This window comes from Pseudalkalibacillus sp. A8, assembly GCF_045920555.1.
Classification (GTDB): domain Bacteria; phylum Bacillota; class Bacilli; order Bacillales; family Fictibacillaceae; genus Pseudalkalibacillus.
In genome coordinates, this window is sequence record NZ_CP174509.1 from 1595269 (window position 1) to 1615052 (window position 19784).

General features: G+C 41.2%; 19 protein-coding genes, 1 pseudogene and 2 riboswitches. Of the genes and pseudogenes, 15 read left to right on the forward strand and 5 right to left on the reverse strand.

What is annotated here, in order from left to right:
- Positions 1-283 precede the first annotated feature (283 nt).
- Positions 284-499, forward strand: coding sequence for a hypothetical protein (locus tag ACJROX_RS08255; RefSeq protein ID WP_408011608.1), 216 nt, complete (start codon positions 284-286; stop codon positions 497-499).
- A 1116-nt stretch (positions 500-1615) separates the two neighbouring features.
- Here the strand turns inward: ACJROX_RS08255 and ACJROX_RS08260 are convergent.
- Together ACJROX_RS08260 and ACJROX_RS08265 are read right to left on the reverse strand one after the other, a co-directional pair.
- The gene (locus ACJROX_RS08260; protein ID WP_408011609.1) at positions 1616-2176 is read right to left on the reverse strand and encodes a DUF3231 family protein; all 561 of its coding nucleotides are present in this window, start codon (positions 2174-2176) and stop codon (positions 1616-1618) included.
- A pseudogene (locus ACJROX_RS08265) lies at positions 2162-2587 on the reverse strand (DUF3231 family protein); the annotation flags it as partial. The pseudogene ACJROX_RS08265 and the gene ACJROX_RS08260, both read right to left, overlap by 15 nt.
- 629 nt (positions 2588-3216) lie before the next feature.
- On the opposite strand from ACJROX_RS08265, the gene ACJROX_RS08270 reads away from it, so the two are divergent.
- Positions 3217-3780, forward strand: a complete 564-nt coding sequence (locus ACJROX_RS08270) for a TetR/AcrR family transcriptional regulator (protein WP_408010271.1) — start codon at positions 3217-3219, stop codon at positions 3778-3780.
- Positions 3781-3961: 181 nt separating this feature from the next.
- Complete coding sequence (locus ACJROX_RS08275) at positions 3962-4405, forward strand: carboxymuconolactone decarboxylase family protein (protein WP_408010272.1); 444 nt, start codon at positions 3962-3964, stop codon at positions 4403-4405.
- Between the two features lie 192 nt (positions 4406-4597).
- Here ACJROX_RS08275 and ACJROX_RS08280 read toward each other — a convergent pair whose 3' ends face one another.
- Positions 4598-5722: an AbrB family transcriptional regulator gene (locus ACJROX_RS08280; protein ID WP_408010273.1), complete on the reverse strand. Its 1125-nt coding sequence runs from the start codon at positions 5720-5722 to the stop codon at positions 4598-4600.
- A gap of 110 nt (positions 5723-5832) precedes the next feature.
- Between ACJROX_RS08280 and ACJROX_RS08285 the strand changes: the two genes are divergently transcribed.
- The 4 genes from ACJROX_RS08285 to ACJROX_RS08300 all read left to right on the forward strand — a co-directional run bounded on the left by ACJROX_RS08285 (position 5833) and on the right by ACJROX_RS08300 (position 10974).
- Entirely contained in the window at positions 5833-6705 is an 873-nt protein-coding gene (locus ACJROX_RS08285) for a LysR family transcriptional regulator (RefSeq protein ID WP_408010274.1), read from the forward strand.
- 382 nt (positions 6706-7087) lie between these two features.
- On the forward strand, positions 7088-7258 hold the full coding sequence (locus ACJROX_RS08290; protein WP_408010275.1) for a hypothetical protein: 171 nt from the start codon (positions 7088-7090) through the stop codon (positions 7256-7258).
- Between the two features lie 295 nt (positions 7259-7553).
- A riboswitch (SAM riboswitch) is annotated at positions 7554-7658 on the forward strand.
- Between the two features lie 105 nt (positions 7659-7763).
- Positions 7764-7868: riboswitch (SAM riboswitch) on the forward strand.
- Between the two features lie 94 nt (positions 7869-7962).
- Positions 7963-9348 (forward strand): LLM class flavin-dependent oxidoreductase, encoded by a 1386-nt coding sequence (locus tag ACJROX_RS08295; protein ID WP_408010277.1) that lies wholly within the window; start codon positions 7963-7965, stop codon positions 9346-9348.
- A gap of 114 nt (positions 9349-9462) precedes the next feature.
- Positions 9463-10974, forward strand: coding sequence for a sodium:solute symporter family transporter (locus ACJROX_RS08300; protein WP_408010278.1), 1512 nt, complete (start codon positions 9463-9465; stop codon positions 10972-10974).
- 41 nt (positions 10975-11015) lie between these two features.
- Here ACJROX_RS08300 and ACJROX_RS08305 read toward each other — a convergent pair whose 3' ends face one another.
- Positions 11016-11465: a hypothetical protein gene (locus ACJROX_RS08305; RefSeq protein WP_408010279.1), complete on the reverse strand. Its 450-nt coding sequence runs from the start codon at positions 11463-11465 to the stop codon at positions 11016-11018.
- Positions 11466-11853: 388 nt separating this feature from the next.
- Between ACJROX_RS08305 and ACJROX_RS08310 the strand changes: the two genes are divergently transcribed.
- The 4 genes from ACJROX_RS08310 (at position 11854) to ACJROX_RS08325 (ending at position 16073) form a co-directional block, all read left to right on the forward strand.
- A complete protein-coding gene (locus ACJROX_RS08310; RefSeq protein WP_408010280.1) occupies positions 11854-13959 on the forward strand; it encodes a BglG family transcription antiterminator in 2106 nt (701 codons plus the stop codon).
- A 20-nt stretch (positions 13960-13979) separates the two neighbouring features.
- Complete coding sequence (locus tag ACJROX_RS08315; RefSeq protein ID WP_408010281.1) at positions 13980-14246, forward strand: PTS sugar transporter subunit IIB; 267 nt, start codon at positions 13980-13982, stop codon at positions 14244-14246.
- A 28-nt stretch (positions 14247-14274) separates the two neighbouring features.
- A complete protein-coding gene (locus tag ACJROX_RS08320; protein WP_408010282.1) occupies positions 14275-15642 on the forward strand; it encodes a PTS ascorbate transporter subunit IIC in 1368 nt (455 codons plus the stop codon).
- Positions 15643-15917: 275 nt separating this feature from the next.
- Positions 15918-16073: a hypothetical protein gene (locus ACJROX_RS08325; protein ID WP_408010283.1), complete on the forward strand. Its 156-nt coding sequence runs from the start codon at positions 15918-15920 to the stop codon at positions 16071-16073.
- Positions 16074-16130: 57 nt separating this feature from the next.
- Here ACJROX_RS08325 and ACJROX_RS08330 read toward each other — a convergent pair whose 3' ends face one another.
- Entirely contained in the window at positions 16131-16271 is a 141-nt protein-coding gene (locus ACJROX_RS08330; RefSeq protein WP_408010284.1) for a hypothetical protein, read from the reverse strand.
- A 606-nt stretch (positions 16272-16877) separates the two neighbouring features.
- Between ACJROX_RS08330 and ACJROX_RS08335 the strand changes: the two genes are divergently transcribed.
- The 4 genes from ACJROX_RS08335 to ACJROX_RS08350 all read left to right on the forward strand — a co-directional run bounded on the left by ACJROX_RS08335 (position 16878) and on the right by ACJROX_RS08350 (position 19709).
- On the forward strand, positions 16878-17669 hold the full coding sequence (locus tag ACJROX_RS08335; RefSeq protein ID WP_408010285.1) for a sodium:solute symporter: 792 nt from the start codon (positions 16878-16880) through the stop codon (positions 17667-17669).
- Between the two features lie 17 nt (positions 17670-17686).
- Positions 17687-18286, forward strand: coding sequence for a sodium:solute symporter family transporter (locus ACJROX_RS08340; protein WP_408010286.1), 600 nt, complete (start codon positions 17687-17689; stop codon positions 18284-18286).
- Positions 18287-18303: 17 nt separating this feature from the next.
- Positions 18304-19434, forward strand: a complete 1131-nt coding sequence (locus ACJROX_RS08345) for a M24 family metallopeptidase (RefSeq protein ID WP_408010287.1) — start codon at positions 18304-18306, stop codon at positions 19432-19434.
- A 107-nt stretch (positions 19435-19541) separates the two neighbouring features.
- Entirely contained in the window at positions 19542-19709 is a 168-nt protein-coding gene (locus tag ACJROX_RS08350) for a YfhE family protein (protein WP_408010288.1), read from the forward strand.
- Positions 19710-19784 lie beyond the last annotated feature (75 nt).

Here is a 19784-nt window from a genome sequence, read left to right on the forward strand (position 1 = left end):
TATATTCGATGAACACTCATGCCGATTTGGACACAAGAAGAGGGGATTAAAAACAAATTAAAAAACGTCACATATTCAATAAAATACACTCGTTTGGCGAATGATCATTTCGATTAGTAAACCAGCAACCTTTGATTTCCTAGGTTTCACTCATTATTGCGGGAAAAGTAAACAAGGGAAATTTCGGGTGAAACGGAAATCGAGTAGGAAGAAACTCCAAGGTAAATTAAAAGAGTCTAAAGAATGGCTGGAAAAGAATAGAAATAAAAATATCCATGTGATCATGGATAGATTTAGACGCTCGCTTAAAGGTTATTACAATTATTACTGCATTACCGATAATATCCAAAATGTTAGCAACTTCAAAGTCAAAATCGAGAACTTATTGTTTAAATGGCTCAATAGAAGGAGTCAAAGGAAATCCTTTACTTGGGATAAATTCAAACTATTTCTTGATAAATATCAACTACCTTCACCAAGAATTAAAGTGAATATATGAATTAAGAAAAGAGATTAGCTACATTCTGTGAATGATGACTAGGAGGAGCCGTGTGCATTGGAGCAGCCGTCAAGGCTGAAAATCTTATGGAGTGAAAGCCTCCTGTTGTCAATTGACCGATTCAGACAACTAGCATATCCGATGCGTGAGGAGGTAACAAATCACGTTCTGCTCGGACGTAAAAGCCGTAGCTGCCTATATTACTCAGAGAATATAAGGTAGGAACAGTCAGTACGGCAAGCAAACCTAGAGGCCAGAAGGATTTAACGAATACTGCAGTCTCGAAATGGCTCCCCCTTCAGAAGCTGTTGAAGGGAATGTTGCGATTCGCCGACCTGTTGATGCATTGGGGAAGGCCGAAGCCCTATAGGAAGAAACGGTTATAAGCACTATAGGGGAAGCCGGGATATGGGCTCTAGCATCTAGGGAAAGATTTTCAGAGATAACGACGGGAAGGTCCTACTTCCAGCTGGGACGACAACAACCAGCAAAGACCCGTTATATAAGGTACCACCGAAATTGACAGGAGGATTTAGGACTGACGGATGAGGTCGTAGTAGCTAAGAGGAAAAGGTAATGCTTTTCTAAATATGTAGAAACATATTTCAACAATGGTAACACCAAAGTTGAGCAAAGGACCTCTGGGCACTTGGATGCCATGGGATGTGAAATAGGACACAGAGCCTTAAGAATAACAGTTATTTGTCCCGAATATGGCTAATTATGTAGTAAACCTTGTTATTGATTGGGGAACATGGGTGTCGCCATTTAATCCTAGGATAATAAGGGAAGGCTCATTTATTATATATCCAAGGTCAGAACCGGACTCGGGAAATCCGACCGTCCGGGATCGCAGGGGGGCTTCAGGAAACGTAGCTTTAATTAGTGTGCGCGCCTGAATTCTATCCAGACAATAGTGCAAGCGCGGTTCTGGGAGGGGATGGAGTTCAATTTACCGTAAGGTAGAAAGGCTCCCTTCTACTCGACTAAAGTAGCTGCCTTTAATCATTTGTTGTATTTCTTATACATATATTTAATACCATTTTTCTGATTGTTACCATCCCTAAAGCATGTGCCGAGAAGTTACCATTTCTTGATTAGCACCTGCCACCGTTTCTATTTATGTGACCAATTAGACACAGGTGGTTCATTAAACCAATTTTTCCTTATTAATAACTTCAGCCCTTTCTCTGAGTAGTCTTCAACCATTTTGATTAGTTCCTTTAAAGAATCTATATGATCCTTTTTATAACTGGATACCACTGCATTTTGTAGATTGCTTATACTTACTGGATTTAGGAACATTATTAAGTTTGCCATTAATTTATCTGAAAAAGGTGATTCCTTTACTTTAATAACGTGAGCCTCTAGTCCAGTTGTAGTTGGAATTCCATTTTCTCTATAGATATCGGATAAAGTGGCTGATTGATAAAATGCTAACTTTTTCCCATCTAGTATAAATTTCTTTGTGTCCATATCCTCTACGACTTCAGAAAAACCGATACAAAGAGCAACTCCAACATTGTTACATTGAAGGGAACTGAACATATTTGCCAATTCTACCGCATTAAGTGGCCGTTGCTGAGTTGATGCAACTTTGAATAGTTTCCCATCCCTTTCATCTGCTTTTTTGTAAGAGAAGGAATTATTTTGTAATAAATCTTTATCATTAAGCAATTTTAATAAAGAAAAATCTAATTGAATTACATCATTGAGTAGTTTTTTATAAAAATTTTTTACTTTATAATCTGTTAATTCAACATATTGAACAGCAAGCGCTCGCAATCCATTACTCGTTATATGCTTTAAGATTTCTATAATTAATTGGTCTGAAAATAGCTTTGTTGTTGAACTATATATATCATTTTCCCTGAAGAACGGTGTATCTTTATAACCTTCCTCAGACAATAATTGAGTAGCCTCTTGTTCTTGATATGTAGAGATTTCATATATTTCATTTAAAATATTCCTTAAATCAGTATCCTCAGAAGTTTCACTAAGATATTTTAATAATAAATTGATCATGTTTGAACTTGATTGTAAGTACCAAAGGAATCCTAATTCATTTACGTTCATTTTATACCTCCTAAAGACCCAATTTCTTTTTTTAGTTTGTCAATAAAATTCTTGATTATTCATGAATCAGTAATTCTTCCTAAACACACATAGAGTTTCCGTGTATAGGATTGAACCTTTCGAAAAGGAACAACATTTTATATATCTGACCAAACTGATGTTGGTAATATAATGATTCAAAAATATTGAAGTGAATATCTAAAACGAACTTCCTTCAAAAAGTCGAAAAGAAATACAATCAATTCAATATAAAGAACTGTCTGAAACAATCAAGATAGATTTTATAATCAAACAAAGAAAACAGCATCCAAAAAGGCTAACAAAATTTATTCGTTTTTTACAATTCGATAATACTTGGAATGGTCTTTATCTTCCATTCGATGAAGCTTAGCAACTAATCTGTTATTCCGTTAAAGGGAGCTTATCTGAAATAAGAAAAGCGTCTTTCTTCATAAAAAGGGATTTATGTTCGATGAACACTCATGCCGATTTGGACACAAGAAGAGGGGATTAAAAACAAATTAAAAAACGTCACATATTCAATAAAATACACACGTTTGGCCAATGATCATTTTGTAAAATCAATCTCGCCTGAATACTTGTACATTGACACTTACCTATTAGTAAGTTAATATTTGGATATGGAAAACAGAAAAAAACAAATCATAGATTTAGCAATAAAGTTAGTACAACAAAAAGGGTATGTAGGGTTCAGCTATGATGACATATCTAAACAACTAGGCGTAACCAAGGCAAGTATTCATTATCATTTTGAAAAGAAGGAGGATTTAGGGGTTGCCATTACCGAACGGATTACAAAAAGCTTGGAATACTTTTTGTTGTCAATTAAAAATTCTTCGGTTTCAGCAGAAGAAAAGTTAAAACAATTCATTCAACAACAGGCTAAACGGTTCGAGTGTACTGAAATATGTCCGATTTCATCTTTGCAGACGGATTATGAATCACTGCCAAATATTGTTCAAAATAAAATTAAGGAAGTCAGTAAATTGGAACTCTCAATTCTCAAAGAACTTGTTGCAGAGGCGCAAAATGAAAAAAGCCTAAATGATTCTGATGACATACAATCGGTGGCGGTAACTATATTATCTAGCATTAAGGGAGCATTATTATATCGACGTGTGCTGGACGACGATGTATTAGTCGATGTACTAAACCAGTTAAACCGTTTTTTTAAAAAATCATAAGAACGGTTTATTTTATAAATGAATTTTTACCTTCTAGTAAGTAAGTAGATCTCGAATATTATTTTACGTTGCTTTTTTAAGGTACATATAAGTACCTTAAATGAAACAAAAGTGAACAATTAAAAAAATATCCTCGTTGGGATAGAATAGAGTTCAATAAAAAATAAAGGAGTACTACCTTATGAGTCAAAGAGTTGCCTACTATGATGTGGCCCCCGAAGCTATGAAAATTATGATGGATATGGAGAAGTATACTAAATCTACAGGGACAGAACGTAAACTCCGTGAACTTATTAAAATTCGTGCTTCTCAAATTAACGGTTGTGCATTCTGTATCAATATGCATACATCCGACGCTCGAAAAATGGGCGAAACTGAACAACGAATTTATTGTTTAAATGCTTGGAAAGAATGCGATTTTTATTCAGCTGAAGAGAAAGTGGCTTTAGAACTAACCGAGCATATCACCCTGATTCCTACAAAAAGAGTGCCAGACGATCTATACAAGCGTGTCCGTGAACATTATGACGAGAAACAATATGTTGACCTTGTACTAATTATCAATCAAATCAATAGTTGGAATAGAATTTCTATTGCAATGGGGAATACAGCTACTAAAAATTAATAATTACACTTGACGAACATCAAAATGGTGTTCGTTTTTTCATCCCTTTTTACTTACAGTAATCGGTGGCTTTGTATAATTCCTCTTCAGTAGATTCTTTCATATGTAGTGCAGTAGGGTATTCTTAAGAATAAATATGGATGGCTTCGGGGGTCAATAGACCCCCTTAGGTAATAGCCACTTTCTTTTCCTTCAACCGGATAATTCAACCTTTTTCTTTTCATAATGTTCGATGAATTTGAAACAAGGCGGTAAAAACAGGAGGACGACAATGATCCTGAGCACCTGAACGGCGACGACGAAGGTCGAATCTCCATCCAACAGAACTGACGTGGTTGCCATTTCCGCAATCCCACCTGGCGCAAAAGCCAAGGTGGCTGTCACGAAAGTGATTTCTGTCAGCTTCGATACGATGAACGAACAGCCGAACATTGCAAGGATGAACCCAATTGTACATATCAATGCAAGGTTGACGATTTTCCCCAGCCCGATCAACATATTCTTATGGAACATGGCGCCGATACTGGAGGCGATCAAAATTTGTGCAAGGATCATGAACGTGGTCGGCCACCAGGCGATGAGATCATGACCGACCATCGAAGAGCCGGCTGTCTGGAATATCGCTACACCCAGCATGCTTCCAATTGTCCAAGGAGCTGGGAATTTCAGCTTTTTCCCTAAAATAGCCCCTCCCCATGCTGCGAAAACAAGGGCAAAGGTCCAAAACAGTTGCGTGAACTGGAATTCCGGTGCAGCCATCATTAAAGCACTATTCGCTGCACCAGAGTGGTGAGGCGTCACCAACAAATAGGAAACAATCATCGGGATCATCAAAATGACGAGGAAAACGCGTATTGTCTGAATGATGCTTACGATTGCCGTATTGGCCCCGACCTCTTCGGCGATACTGGGCATTGCCGTAAGTCCCCCAGGGGCAGTACCGTAAAAGCTTGTAAGCATATCTGTCTTACTGAATTTCCAAAGGACATAACCAGAAATGATGGAGAAAATGATGGACATGATCAGCATGAAAATAATGGCGAGGGAATTTTCCATGAAGACGCTCATAACGGACAGATTGATTTTCTGTCCCAATTCGATCCCTAATAGGCATTGTCCAATACAGGTCCAAAATTTCGAGATTCCTTGTTCGTTAGTTTGTAGAAATTGAGGTTTACGATAGGAGAGTAAAGTCGCAACTACTAATGACCCGATCATCCAGCCGATTGACAGACCTGTAAAAGAGAGTAGGAAACCACCGATACTGCTCAAAAGGATGAACATCATGTTGCGAAAAAATATGTTGTTTTTGTTCATAATTCAGTTCGCTCCCTTATATAAAAAATATAGTATACTTTTTGGTATAAATAAAATATTGGAATCGAATGGATATCGATAAGTTTTCATTATATCTGGGAGGGATGCTGATGGAAACGCGTGATTGGTCGATCTTGCAGATTTTATATCGGGAGAAAAACATTACGAAAGCAGCAAAAAGGCTTTATATATCCCAGCCTGCTTTGACCAACCGACTGAAACAGATTGAAAAAGAATTCGGTGTGAAAATCGTCAACAGAGGAAGGCGGGGAATCCAGTTTACGTCCCAGGGGGAGTATCTGGCAAAATGCGCAGATGAAATGTTGTTGCGGATCCGGAGCATCAAGGAAAATGTACATGACATGAAGGACATTGTGTCAGGAACATTAAGGCTAGGGGTATCGAATTACTTCGCCCATTATCAATTGCCTGGCGTTCTGAAGCTTTTCAAAGACAGGTTCCCGAATATCGAATACAAAGTCACATCAGGATGGAGCAGTGAGATTGCACCGTTATTGCCTAAGAAGGATATCCATATTGCATTTGTGAAGGGAGATTTCAATTGGGTGGATGAAAAACATTTATTGTTTGAAGAAACGATATGTATCGTCTCCAAGGAACCGATCCATTTGGATGAACTCCCCGAATTGCCGAGGATCGATTATCGGTCCGAATACTCTCTAAAGAGCGTAATCGATGACTGGTGGTCTGAAAATTATCCACATCCCCCATTGATCAATATCGAAGTGGATAAGGTCGATACGTGTAAGGAGATGGTGCTTAACGGTTTAGGGTATGCGATCATGCCGAGCATGATTTTAAGAGATACGGAAGGATTATATACCATCGATCTGAATACAAAAGAGGAAGAACCATTATTGAGGAAAACGTGGATGCTATACCATAAGGAATCCTTGAATTTGAATATGGTACGGGAGTTTGTCAGATTCATAGAAAGCATCGACATGAATGAAGACTTTTAAAATTAGATGCCGCTATGTTGTTGATATTTCAATAGCGAAATTTCGTAGAAATCAACAATGAAGAGTACAAAGCCTAAAATCAAGTCATTCTATTGACTGAAAAAACTATTTTCTCTATCATCAGCACAAACCGATCTCCTGCTAGTTTAATAGAATAGAGTATCATGCTCTTGGAGGTGATGCTCTATTGAGAAACATTTTGTTCGTTATCAATCTTATTTTCCTCCTTATGAAATTTTCCAGTTGTGTCCAATCTGTTCGCCGCATGAAGCGATCCTGAATCGATGTATAGATGATCGGCCGAAAAAGGAACGGAAGGCCAATATATTGAACTGGCTTAAGGGGATAAAATGGTGATTTACTTTGTACTTATCATGATTTTTTGTTTCTGAAAGTTTGTGGGAAAATTACTGGAACCGTTTCAACAACACAGATCTATTTCGACGCTTTCCTCCCTTATGGAGGAGAGCAATGGGCGGTACAGGGAACAGAGCTTCAGTTCACTTCAGATAACTTGCTGCTTCCATTAATTATCGTAGTCAACGGACAGTAGAGGGCAAAGAAACAGATAGGTTGTCTATGGACGCTTCATACGGACAGTCGAGGGCAAAGAAACGGATGGAGTTGCTCTATGGACGCTTCATACGGACAGTCGAGCGGAAAAAACGGATAGAGTTGCTCTATGGACGCTTCATACTTGCGGATTGCTAGCGGAAAGCGAGTATATTTCTCAAGCTATTACAATAGTTTTTTGATAAAATATTTTTAAAATTCAATTTTCCTGTTGACAGGTCGAAGTGTAAGTAGTAAATTATGAATCATATTAAAAATTTCATCTGAACGAATTTTTCTTATCCAGAGAGGTGGAGGGACTGGCCCTGTGAAACCTCGGCAGCAGGCTTTTAGAGCACTGTGCCAACTCCAGCAAGCATCCAATGCTTGAAAGATAAGAAGAGCCGAGTGATTCTGTATTCTCAACCTCTTCTTTTTAAGAAGGGGTTTTATTATTTTATAAAAGGAGGATGCACGTGTACCACCGACTCTAAATGAATAGTGATTTCTTATCCAGAGAGGCAGAGGGACTGGCCCGATGAAGCCTCGGCAACAGACTTATCAAAGTACTGTGCCAATTCCAGCAAGCTTTTACGCTTGAAAGATAAGAAGAGCCTTAGACGTGACCAACGACCTCTTCTTATTTTCAGAAGAGGTTTTTTCTTTTTCAAAAAAACTTACAACAATCCTTGAGGAGGAGAAGAAATGACAAAACGAATTCTGTTGAATGCATTTGATATGGCTTGTGCAGGACATCAATCACCGGGGTTATGGGCGCACCCGGAGGACCAATCGGACCGTTATAACGACATCAATTACTGGGTGGAGCTCGGACAACTGCTTGAAAAAGGGAAATTCGATGGACTGTTCCTGGCGGATGTCGTCGGTGTTTACGATGTGTACAAAGGAAGTCGGAACGCTGCAGTACGCCAGGGTGTCCAGGTTCCGGTCAATGATCCGCTTCTGCTTGTTCCAGCGATGGCGCAAGCGACCAAGAATCTCAGTTTCGGCCTTACGTACACGTTGACCTATGAACAGCCTTACACGTTGGCAAGACGGTTCTCGACACTTGATCATCTGACAAACGGACGGGTTGCCTGGAATATCGTTTCTTCCTATCTCGACAGTGCTGCACGGAATTATGGACTGAGCCAGCAGATCGGGCATGATAACCGTTATGAGCTTGCGGAGGAATTCCTGGAAGTGGTCTATAAGCTGTGGGAAGGCAGCTGGGAGGACGATGCGGTTAAGCACGACAAAGATACGAGAGTGTTTGCCGATCCTGAAAAAGTGCATGAGATCGATCATGATGGGAAGCACTTCCGCGTCAAAGGTATTCATCTCTGTGATCCTTCACCGCAACGTACGCCGGTCCTTTACCAGGCAGGAGCATCACCTCGTGGAAGGAAATTCGCATCACACCACGCGGAATGTGTCTTTGTCGCAGGTCCGACACCACAGATCGTAAGAAAGACGGTCGATGATATCCGTCAAAAGGCAGAAGAGAGTGGACGTGGTCGGGATAGCATCAAGGTATTCACTGTGTTTACACCGATCGTCGGCCGGACGGAAGAAGAGGCGAAACGAAAGCATGAAGAACAGAAGAGCTACGTGAGCTATGACGGAGCATTGGCGCTCCTGGGCGGTTGGACTGGGATCGATTATTCACAATTGGAACCGGACCAAACACTTGAATATATCGAGAACGATTCGATGCGGTCAGCGGTTGAAATCTTTACGACAGCCGATCCGGAAAAACGATGGACGGTGGAGGAACTGGCGAAGCATGTCGGGCTTGGTGGACGCGGACCTCTTGTCGTCGGCTCACCGGAACAAGTCGCTGATGAACTCGAACGCTGGGTAAGGGAAGCGGATGTCGATGGCTTTAATATCGCTTATACATTGGCACCGGGAACATTCAAGGACTTCATCGAGCTGGTCGTACCGATTTTACAAGAAAGAGGCCTCGTTCAAAAGGATTATGAAGAAGGAACCTATCGGGAGAAATTGTTCGGATCTGGGAAGACACACCTCCCTGACACACATACTGGAACACAATATCGTAAGCGCAAAGAACTTGAAACGGTTTAAAGGCGGGATAGCATGTTAACTTTCTATTTTATCGGACTTGCAGCATTTTGGATTGTAGGACTTGGACTATGGAATCACCTATACCCGAAGGAAAGTAAGGAGGGGAAATCATAAATGGGATCATACGCGACATCATTTATCTGGATAACGATCACACTGCTCATCGCTTATTTCATATTCGTCATCTGGCTCGGGAAGAAAGGAGCTGTCCATAGCCGTACGCTCGTCGGGTTCACAATCGCGAAAGGGAAGGTGAATCCGTGGATCGTCGGGATGAGCTTCGGGGCATCCTATGCCAGTGCCAATCTTTTCCTCGGGGTGCCAGGTTGGGCGTATACGTACGGGTACTCTGCGTTATGGTGGACCCTCGGCTGTTTCGGCGTCTCCTGGTTCGGACTGCTCTTGTTCGGCAAGACATTCTGGAAATACGGTCAAAAAAACGGAGGGGTCGTAACGCTCCCGGAATGGCTCGGTTCTCGTTATAAAAGCAGCACCATCCGCGTCCTCGTCGCGTTGTTGATCCTGTTCAACGTTTATTATATCGTCGGTCAGAACGTCGGTCTTGCGACGATGTTCGAAACGATCATCGGTATCCCATATACGTGGGGAGTCGTACTTGGAGTAGTGATTACGATCCTTTATGTCGGCTGGGGCGGTGCATTCGCGCAGTTGGTAAGTGACGGCATCCAGGGCATCATCATGTCGATCACATCCGTCGTCATATTCGTTTCATTGCTATGGACGATCGGAGGCGGCCTTGGGGTATTCGGTAAGCTCCAAGGACAGCTTGCTTCGGCAAGTCCGCAATTGCTATCCGCGACATCAACAAGTGACGGTCCTTTTTCAAGCGGATTTTCGATCCTGTCCATCCAGTGGCTGTTGTTCAGTTTCGTACTATTGCCGCATCTGATGAATAAAATTCTGACGCTCGATGATGCGAAACAGCTGCGGCCGTTCACACTGTCTGCCGGGATCTCATTGTTCTTGTTGTCGACGCTGACGGTCTTTGCCGGTCTTGCTGCCCGTGTCATCCTGCCGAACTTGGATGCAGCAGATAAGGCGATTCCGTTGTACCTGATCGAGGCATTTCATCCGATCGTCGTTGCAATCATGGTGACAGGCATCATTTCAGCGATCCTTTCGACGACGGACAGCCTGTATCTTGGGATCTCGTCAAGTATCGGGAACGATCTTTTCAAGCCGTTGGTTGGACCGTTTTTGTTGAAAAACAAACATGTGACGGAAGGGATCGTCGATGATCGGGCCATGAAGATTTCGAAGTATTCGCTTATATTGATCGGTGTCGCATCGCTGTACTTGTCGATCGAGCGACCTGAATCCTTGGCTCTGTTGACCCAATTCGGAACATCTGCGATCATCAGTGGGATTGTCGCTCCGATTGCACTCGGTTACTTCTGGCCATATGCCAATAAATATGGCGCCATTGCATCCGTAATCGGGGGAGCTGGCCTTTACATTATTCTGACCAGTCTCGGTATTGTTGAGAATCTGTTCATCGCTCTCTTTTATGGATCGATCTTCGGTTTTCTCACCATGGTCACGGTATGCCTCGGTACCCAACCAGCAGTGAAACGGAAGCTTAAATACGCAAGTACAAATTCATAATCTCGCATACTAACAAAAGCCTGAGGGACATTTGCGCCCCCTCAGGTTTTTCTGGTAGATACCCCACGAATAGAATTAATGAATGAGCCGACTAGTCCCACTATCAAACCAACCACCGTTCCAGTAAGTAAACTGCTGATGAATCCAAACATTCTCGTGATCAGAGCGTTTGTTGATACGGATACATCGCTTAAAGTACTACCTAAAGTAGGTGACGAATCAAAAACTGAGGTCCATAACAGTTGGTGGGTGAAGCCTAATAGGATTCCGTAGAATATTCCAATCAATAAAAGCGGTTTAAAGGGCTTGGTCGTTTTCTTCACTACAACTCCTAACCAAATTAGCGGGGGAATAAACACAAGCAGCATATTGGACAGGCCCCCAGGTTCCACCCAATTCAGATCATGAGCGATTACACGAGGAATCCCTAACAATGCTAATAAAAAGAGTGTTACTACAGGTAATCCTAACCTGTTCTTTGACTTGTTCATGATAATAGCATCCTCCATGTATGATTTTTCGATGTATATTCAGATTACTATGCAGATGGAGGCAGAAAAACAATCCAGGGCCATATTTTTAAATAAGACTTGAGACTGATACATGTTGCGTTTGGTAATGGAGGTAATTAGGCTCAAGTACGGCCAAAATCAGCTCAAGTACGGCCATAGAGACCATATTAGAGTGAACATCTAATATGGTCTTTTTCCATTCAGACTATATAGAGTATAATCTTGCAAACTTTGAATTTACAACATTTACACATTGGAAACACTTACATTGGCTTGATATAAGCGTTATTATATAGGTAGATGATGATCATCACTTTCATTGAAGTACAAATATGCAAAAATAGATTTGTAGATAAGGGGGATCCCCATGGTATTGGATAAAAGGCGTGCACACTTGTTATCCATCATTCAACAATCCTATACTCCCATCCCGACAAAAGAATTAGTCAGAAAGATGAGGGTTTCTCAACGCACTATCTATTATGATCTCCATCAAATCAACAATTGGCTGGAAAATCAGGACTTGGAGCCGGTCCAGAATATCCGTGGCAAGGGCCTATACTTACCTGGGAAAACAAGGTCCAAAGTAGAGGTTCATCATGAAGATGGGTTTGATGGATGGCAATATCAATTATCCAAACAAGAGCGTGAACAGCTGATCAAAGCTATCATTCTACTTGAAGAGCAGGAAGCCTCTATGGATCGATTTATAGAGGTCACTGGTATGAGCCGGGGTACTGTTGCGGAAGCCCTCAAGTCGATCAAGCAAGAATTCAGTAGAAACGACCTCAAGCTACACTACAAACCCGGATCAGGCTATGTGCTTGATGGCTCTGAGGAAAACAAGAGAGGAATGTTATCAGACCTTCTCTCCACAGTCCTTTCACATAAAGAATGGCCTAATGTTCGAAATGAAATCCTTCGAATGATCCAGCTTGAGGATATAGGTTCGACGCAGGATAAGAGACGTTCAGTCAAAACGCTATTATATGATGCTGAAAAAGAATTGGGATTGACGCTTACCGATGAGATGGTCGAGATCTTATCGCTTCAAATTTTCATTATCCTAAAGCGGATCCATCTGCAAAGATTGGTTACTGTCGACCCTGAAGAGAAGAGCGTTCTCCAACAGACGGAAGCCTATCAGGCTGCCTTGCATATCGCGAAGAAACTGGAAGAAATGTGGGAAGTCCATTTTCCTGAAGATGAGATTTGCTTCATCACGATGAATCTTCTTGGCTCGAAAGTCCATCATGATGATTTCAGCCGTTATGCACAAAGTGAACTGGAGGGGCTTCAACAAGTTGTCAGCAGAATGGTTTCGGACTTTCAAACCTATGCTTGTGTCATTTTTGATGATCGGCAGGGGCTTAAAGAGAATCTCATTTCGCATATTAAACCGACCTATTACCGCTTGAAATATGGCGTAAAGATCGGGAACGAATTGTCCCAAAGCATCCAGGAGAACTATCAGGATATCTATCATTTGACGAAAAGGGTTATGCTTCACCTGGAGTATTATGTGGGCCAATCGATTCCTGATGAGGAAATCGCCTACATCACCTTGCACTTTGGAGGCTGGCTTACAAAAGAAAAGAAGCAGGTTGAGACGAAATACAGGGCGATCATCGTGTGTGAGAATGGAATCGGCACTTCGAACATGCTGAAAGCACAATTGGAAAACCTGATTACAGGACTTGAAGTCATCGAGACGCTTTCCATGAGAGAGTTCCAGAGGAATGATTACGATGTGGATGTGATCTTTTCCACAAATTTCATCAAACCGAAAAGCATTCCAGTCATCCATGTACCGGCCATTTTATCCACTACTGAAAAAGAGTACGTCTTCCAGCGGATGAATGAGCTCTTTGGTCAGGATACAAGGTCGAAGGATTTGCCGGATCGGGTGCTGGAAGTCGTAGAACGACACGCAATTATACACGAAAAAGAGGAATTGAAGAGAGAATTATCGGAGTTGCTGAAAACAAAGTCACCAAAAACAAAGGAGCTGCGGAAACCTATGCTCAATGAATTATTAACAGAGAAAACGATCCAGCTCGAAGACCGTGTAGCTGATTGGGAGGAATCGATCCGGCTCGCTGCACAACCTTTGGTCGATCTGGATTCGATCCGTTCGGATTATGTAGAGGCAATGATCGAAAATGTGAAGGAGCTTGGCCCGTACATTGTGATCGCCCCGCGGATCGCAATTCCACACGCCAGGCCAGAAGCAGGTGTCGAGCGATTGGGGATGAGCCTGTTGAGGTTGAAAGAGCCTGTCTATTTTTCCTCACAAACGAAACATCAGGCGCAGCTCATCATCGTGCTGGCGGCAATAGACAACCAGACGCATCTTAAAGCGCTGGCTCAATTGACAGAACTGTTATCAAACGAGGAAAACGTCGATCGGTTGATTTTATCAGAAGATCGCACGAGCGTGGTTGAATTGATCAATCAAGCTATTACTGCTTAACAATAAAGGAGGACTAGAAAATGAAAAAGATATTAGTGGTATGCGGAAATGGTTTAGGAAGCAGCATGATTGTGGAGATGAATGTAAATGCGGCTTTGAAGGATATGGGGAAAGAGGCAGAGGTGTCACATACGGACCTCGCTACAGCGAAGACAGAACAAGCCGATTTATATCTGGGGTCTGAAGACATTGTGGAAAGTTTGGAAGATGGAAAGAAAAACGTAGTCAAGCTTAAGAATTTGATGGATAAAAACAAGCTCCGTGAAGCGTTAGAAAACAATTTGTAATCCAATATAAAATGAAGGGGCGGTAACCATGGTTGATTTGATAATGAATGATATTTTAGGTACGCCTGCGATCCTGGTCGGACTATTTGCGTTGATCGGTCTGCTTGTCCAACGGAAAAACTCCGGGGACGTCGTTTCAGGAACGCTGAAAACAGTATTGGGATTTGTCATCCTCGGTGCAGGTGCAGGTGTACTCGTCCAATCGTTGGATAAGTTCAGCAATATGTTCAATGAAGCATTTTCGGTAGGCGGTGTCATACCGAACAATGAAGCGATCGTTGCGCTTGCCCAGGAAAGCTTCGGTACTGAGACGGCTATGATCATGCTGTTCGGCATGATCGTCAACATCCTGTTGGCGCGATTCACTCCATTCAAGTACATCTTTTTGACAGGGCATCATACGATGTTCATGGCGTGTATGATTGCGGTTATTTTAAAAACAGGAGGATTATCCGGAGTAACAATGGTGATCATCGGTTCGATCATCTTAGGTTCATTGATGGTCCTTTTTCCTGCAATGCTGCAACCGTACACCCGCAAGGTAACAGGTTCCGATGATTTCGCGATCGGTCACTTCGGTTCCATCGGTTATTTTGTATCGGCAGCGGTTGGAAAAGCTGTCGGAAAAGGATCCAAGTCCACTGAAGAGATCAAGGTTCCTAAATCACTTGGCTTTCTTCGTGACACCTCTGTTTCCGTATCATTGACGATGGTCATCCTATTCTTCATCGTAGCGGGTTTTGCGGGATCCTCGTACATTGAAACAGAATTAAGCGGAGGACAAAACTTCCTTGTATTCGGCTTTATGCAGGGTCTTACTTTCGCTGCCGGCGTGTATATCATTCTTGCTGGTGTCCGCATGCTCCTTGGTGAAATTGTGCCAGCGTTCAAAGGTATTGCTGATAAAGTTGTACCGAATGCAAAACCAGCACTGGATTGCCCAGCTGTCTTCCCATTTGCAAGTAATGCAGTCATCATTGGATTCTTATCGAGCTTTGTCGCTGGGTTAGTATGTATGGCATTCTTGCCTTTATTAGGATTGAAGGTGATCGTCCCAGGGTTGGTACCCCACTTTTTCACAGGTGCTGCGGCAGGTGTTTTCGGAAATGCAACTGGGGGAAGAAAAGGTGCGATCATCGGTTCGATGGCGAATGGCGTCATGATCAGCTTCTTGCCAGCGCTGTTGTTACCGGTGCTCGGCTCCTTAGGATTTGAAGGTACGACTTTTGGAGATACAGACTTTGGTGTAGTCGGAATCGTACTCGGAAATCTTATCCGGGTGATCGAATCGAATATCCTTGTCGTCCTCGTGATCTTGGGAATCCTTGCGCTTCTATTCTGGATCGGATGGAAATCAAAAGCGAATGACAATAAAAATAATACAGAAGCGGCGTAATTTAAGCCCATGATTTAAAGATCGCAGGTGGTTTCACAAACGAAATCATCTGCGATTATTCTTTTTTCAGTGTTATGACGTTATCGGTAAAGTACGGTGTTTCATGGATACGACAAAAATCCATGCCATAGAAAGTAGTCTATTATTCGATAGAACTCTTGTAAGATAGAGTTCAAATAGATTATCTATCATGGGAACAAACAGATGAACTTTCTAATAAGTATTATTTAAAACTCTGGGTAAAATAATAGCCATAAAAAGAAAGGAGTGAGAACATGCCAGAAAATGATAATACAAGACAAACAGCGGGATCTGACATTAATCAAGGTTTGACGAACGTTGAAACGGGACAAGATAAAGCAAAAAATAAAAAGGGTAAAACAAATTCCGAAAAAATTCGTTACGACCATGCTGACGAAATATATGAATAATTTACAGGAGGGTCAAAACTTAACTTTATAGTGGTTTTGGACCCTCCAAGTTTTTGATTATGAATATTCTCCACAAGCTTTCATTGCAACCCATTCAATATAACGAACTTCATCACTTAATAAAGGACGACCGATTTTTGATTGAAATTCAATAATTAAACTACGGTAAATGTCCTCATAAACATCCAAAGCTGTCATTTTATACACCTCACATAAAAAAATAAATACATTTTAATAAATGTAAAACTATGTCTATATTTTACATATGGCTGACAGGATAAAGCGATATTCAAGTCAGTTTTGCCTTTCGAGGAGGGTCCAATAAATAAACCTCAAAATTTCGACAGCCTTTTTTCAAAACCTGTACCTTTTGTAATGTAACTGAATGCTTAATTGACGGACAATGTTCGTCATTATTTTTGATATATAGACATAAGGCAACTTTATAAATTCTTATATATGGTGATAACGCATCACTAATAATAAACAAGCTTAATTGTCAAATAGTTAAATAACACCAAACTACCATTCTTAATTTTTTTTCTGTTTGCTACTATTATTTTATTACTGAATTTTAATAATAGAAGTCATTTATGGTAAGAAACATAAAATAAAAAAATACTCATCACGTGTTGCATTAAGAAAGTAATGAGAGTAAATCGATCGTCTCAAATTGGTTTTCACTTTTCTGGGGTGTTTTCTTCATTAATTATTTACTCAATACTCGGTAAAAGACTGTCAATTAAGAAGGAGAAATATGAAGTGCAAATAAGAAATTACCAGTTTAAAAGGAGGGGATAAACGTTGGGTAACATTTATATCACCATTGTTGTACTTTACTTGCTACTAATGATCTTGATGGGCATCTACTATGCAAAAAGAGAAGTTAAAACGAGTGAAGACTTCATGGTTGCTGGCAGACGGCTCCCTAGAATTGTTCTGATCGGGACCCTTTTGGCTACTTGGGTTGGATCCGGAACCGTTGTTGGAGGAGCGAGCTTCATTTATCAGTATGGGCCACTCGCTTCAATCATTTACTTTGCAGGTGCTCCGATAGGTATATTCATACTATACTTCATAGCGGATAAAGCTCGCTCCTTGAGTAAATATACCATTCCTGAGATGTTAGAAATCAAATTCGGCAAGAAAACAAGAACGATTTCAGCTCTTTTTATCTTACTAGCTTATGTAGGAATAACTTCTTATCAATTCATTGGCGGAGGTTATGTCCTGAATATCACCACTGGTATTTCTGTTGAATTAGGTACCTTGATTACTGCTGCTGTCGTTATTTTCCTTGCAACTACCGGTGGCATGTTTTCTGTCGCTTATACTGATTTTCTAAGTTCCTTCCTTATTGTTACTGGTTTCATTATAGGTATTCCGTTTGCATTATCAGCTGTTGGTGGGTTCGATGGATTGACAGCTGGATTAGCGGATCATCAATTAGCATGGGACGGCGGATTGACTGTTCCGCAGTTGTTGGGCTTTTTCTTACCGACTTTTCTTTTGATACTGGGTGATCAAAATATGTACCAACGTTTTTCATCTGCAAAAACTCCTGCTATTGCCAAGAAATCTGTTATGGATTTCTGATCGGTGATGTTTTGATCATGGGACTTGCTATTATACTTGCAACTTGCTCCATCGTCCTTTTCCCGAATATTCCTCCAGATACCGCGATACTAGAACTTGCCGCAAGTGGATTGCCAATAGGAATTGGATCGCTGATTCTTGCAGCATCAGTCGCTTTTATCATTACCACTGGAAACTCCTACTTATTATCTTCAGCTGGGAATCTTGTATATGACTTGATTCAGGGGGCTAGAAAGAATGTAATAGCAGAAAATAAACTGCTTAAATTAAACCGTTATATCGTTATCCTTCTAGGAGTCTTTGCTTATAGTCTTGGCCAGTTCTTTCCTTCAGTGTTATCGATTCAAATGTATTCTTACACCATGTATGGAGCTGCAATCACCCCAACAATTTTGGCTAGCTTTCTATGGAAGAGGGCTACTACACCTGGGGTTTTATCTTCCATAATCATTGGTGGAGCAGCAACGATATTTTGGGAAATAGGGCTTCAGAAACCAATGGATTGGAACAGTGTACTGTTCTCATTACCTTTGTCAGTTATTGCGTTAATTGTTGTAAGTCTGTTAACTACACCTACAAAGCTGAAAGTCGATCCAGCAACGAGTATTCATAAATAAATTGGAGGGTTTTATCTATGGACATTAAAAATCGTATTGTTCGTTTTAGAAATCATCTTGAAGAAAATGGCCTATCTACTGCAGTTGTGATGTTACCGGACCACCAATATTACTTGACTGGATTCAAGGCGCTGATTTATTCAAGGCCGATTTATCTTGTTGTCGACATTGATAAGAGTACTTTGATTGTTCCTGGGTTAGAAGAGCTTCATGCTATCCAAGAAGCAGAAGTGGACCATATCGAGGTTTATTATGAACATCCTGAAGAAGTTAAAACTGACCAAATGACCGTTGTAAGGGAAGTCTTATCTCAATATTCCCAGGGGACTCGAGTAGGATTAGATCTTGGCAGCGCCCCTGCAAGTCTGTATCATTTCATCAAAAACTTGGGATTTTCCATTTCGGATGTTGGAGAAGAGCTCGTACGTATGCGTTACATTAAAGATGAAGAAGAAATCGATATGATGAAGAAAGCTGGAGAATTGGTCAATCTAGGTGTCAAAACGTCCATTGAAGCTTGTATGGAAGGTATCAGTGAACTGGAAATCGATTCAAAGGGGGATCTTGCAATATACACGAAAGCATCAACTGAATACCAAGGGGCGACATTAGATCTTATCGTCATGTCACCATCTGGTGAAGTACGAACAACCTTACCGCATGTTTTTTCAAATACGAGACGCTTTGAAAGAGGAGATGCTATTATCCATAGTCGCCAGGTTGCACTTAATGGGTATAGGGCAGAGTTGGAAAGGACGATCTTTGTCGGTGAACCTGACGATGAACAAAAGAAGATATTCGAGGTAGCTACAGAGGCACAATTGAAAGCATTGGATTTTATCCGTCCCGGAGTCACTGCTGCTGAAGTAGATAAAGTGGCAAGAAAAGTCATAGAAGAATCAGACTTAGGACAGTATGCTGTTCACAGAACTGGGCATGGATTAGGGATATCCGCACATGAGGAACCATATGTCCGTTTTGATAATGATCTGGATCTGGAAGAAGGAATGGTGTTTTGTGTTGAGCCAGGTATATATGTACCAGGAATTGGTGGTTTCAGGCACTCTGATACTGTTGTTCTTAGAAAGAATGGTGCTGAATTGATTACAGAGTATCCAAAAACCCTTAATCAACTGATTCTACAATAGCTTAAAAGAATTAGTTAAAAAACGGAAAATAAACAGCTTATGTTTATCGCATTGATAGAGCGGGTAAAAATAACATAAACCTAATTCCGACAGAAAGGATGAGCACCATGGCTAAAAAGACACAGTATCAGCCTATCAGAGGGGATGGGGTCCAACTATCAGACGCTCAAGAAGTCCTTTATACGAAAGAATTCAAACAAGCAGATATCGCGGGTGGATATCGCAAACCTAGAGTCAAGGAAGCTAAACGGGAAAATCCAGATCTGAAACAATAGCATCAACCAAAAGCAGCCCTTTGGAGAGTCCTGCAAAACGAATACAGTAACTGGAAAAAGCGCCCTTCGGGGCGT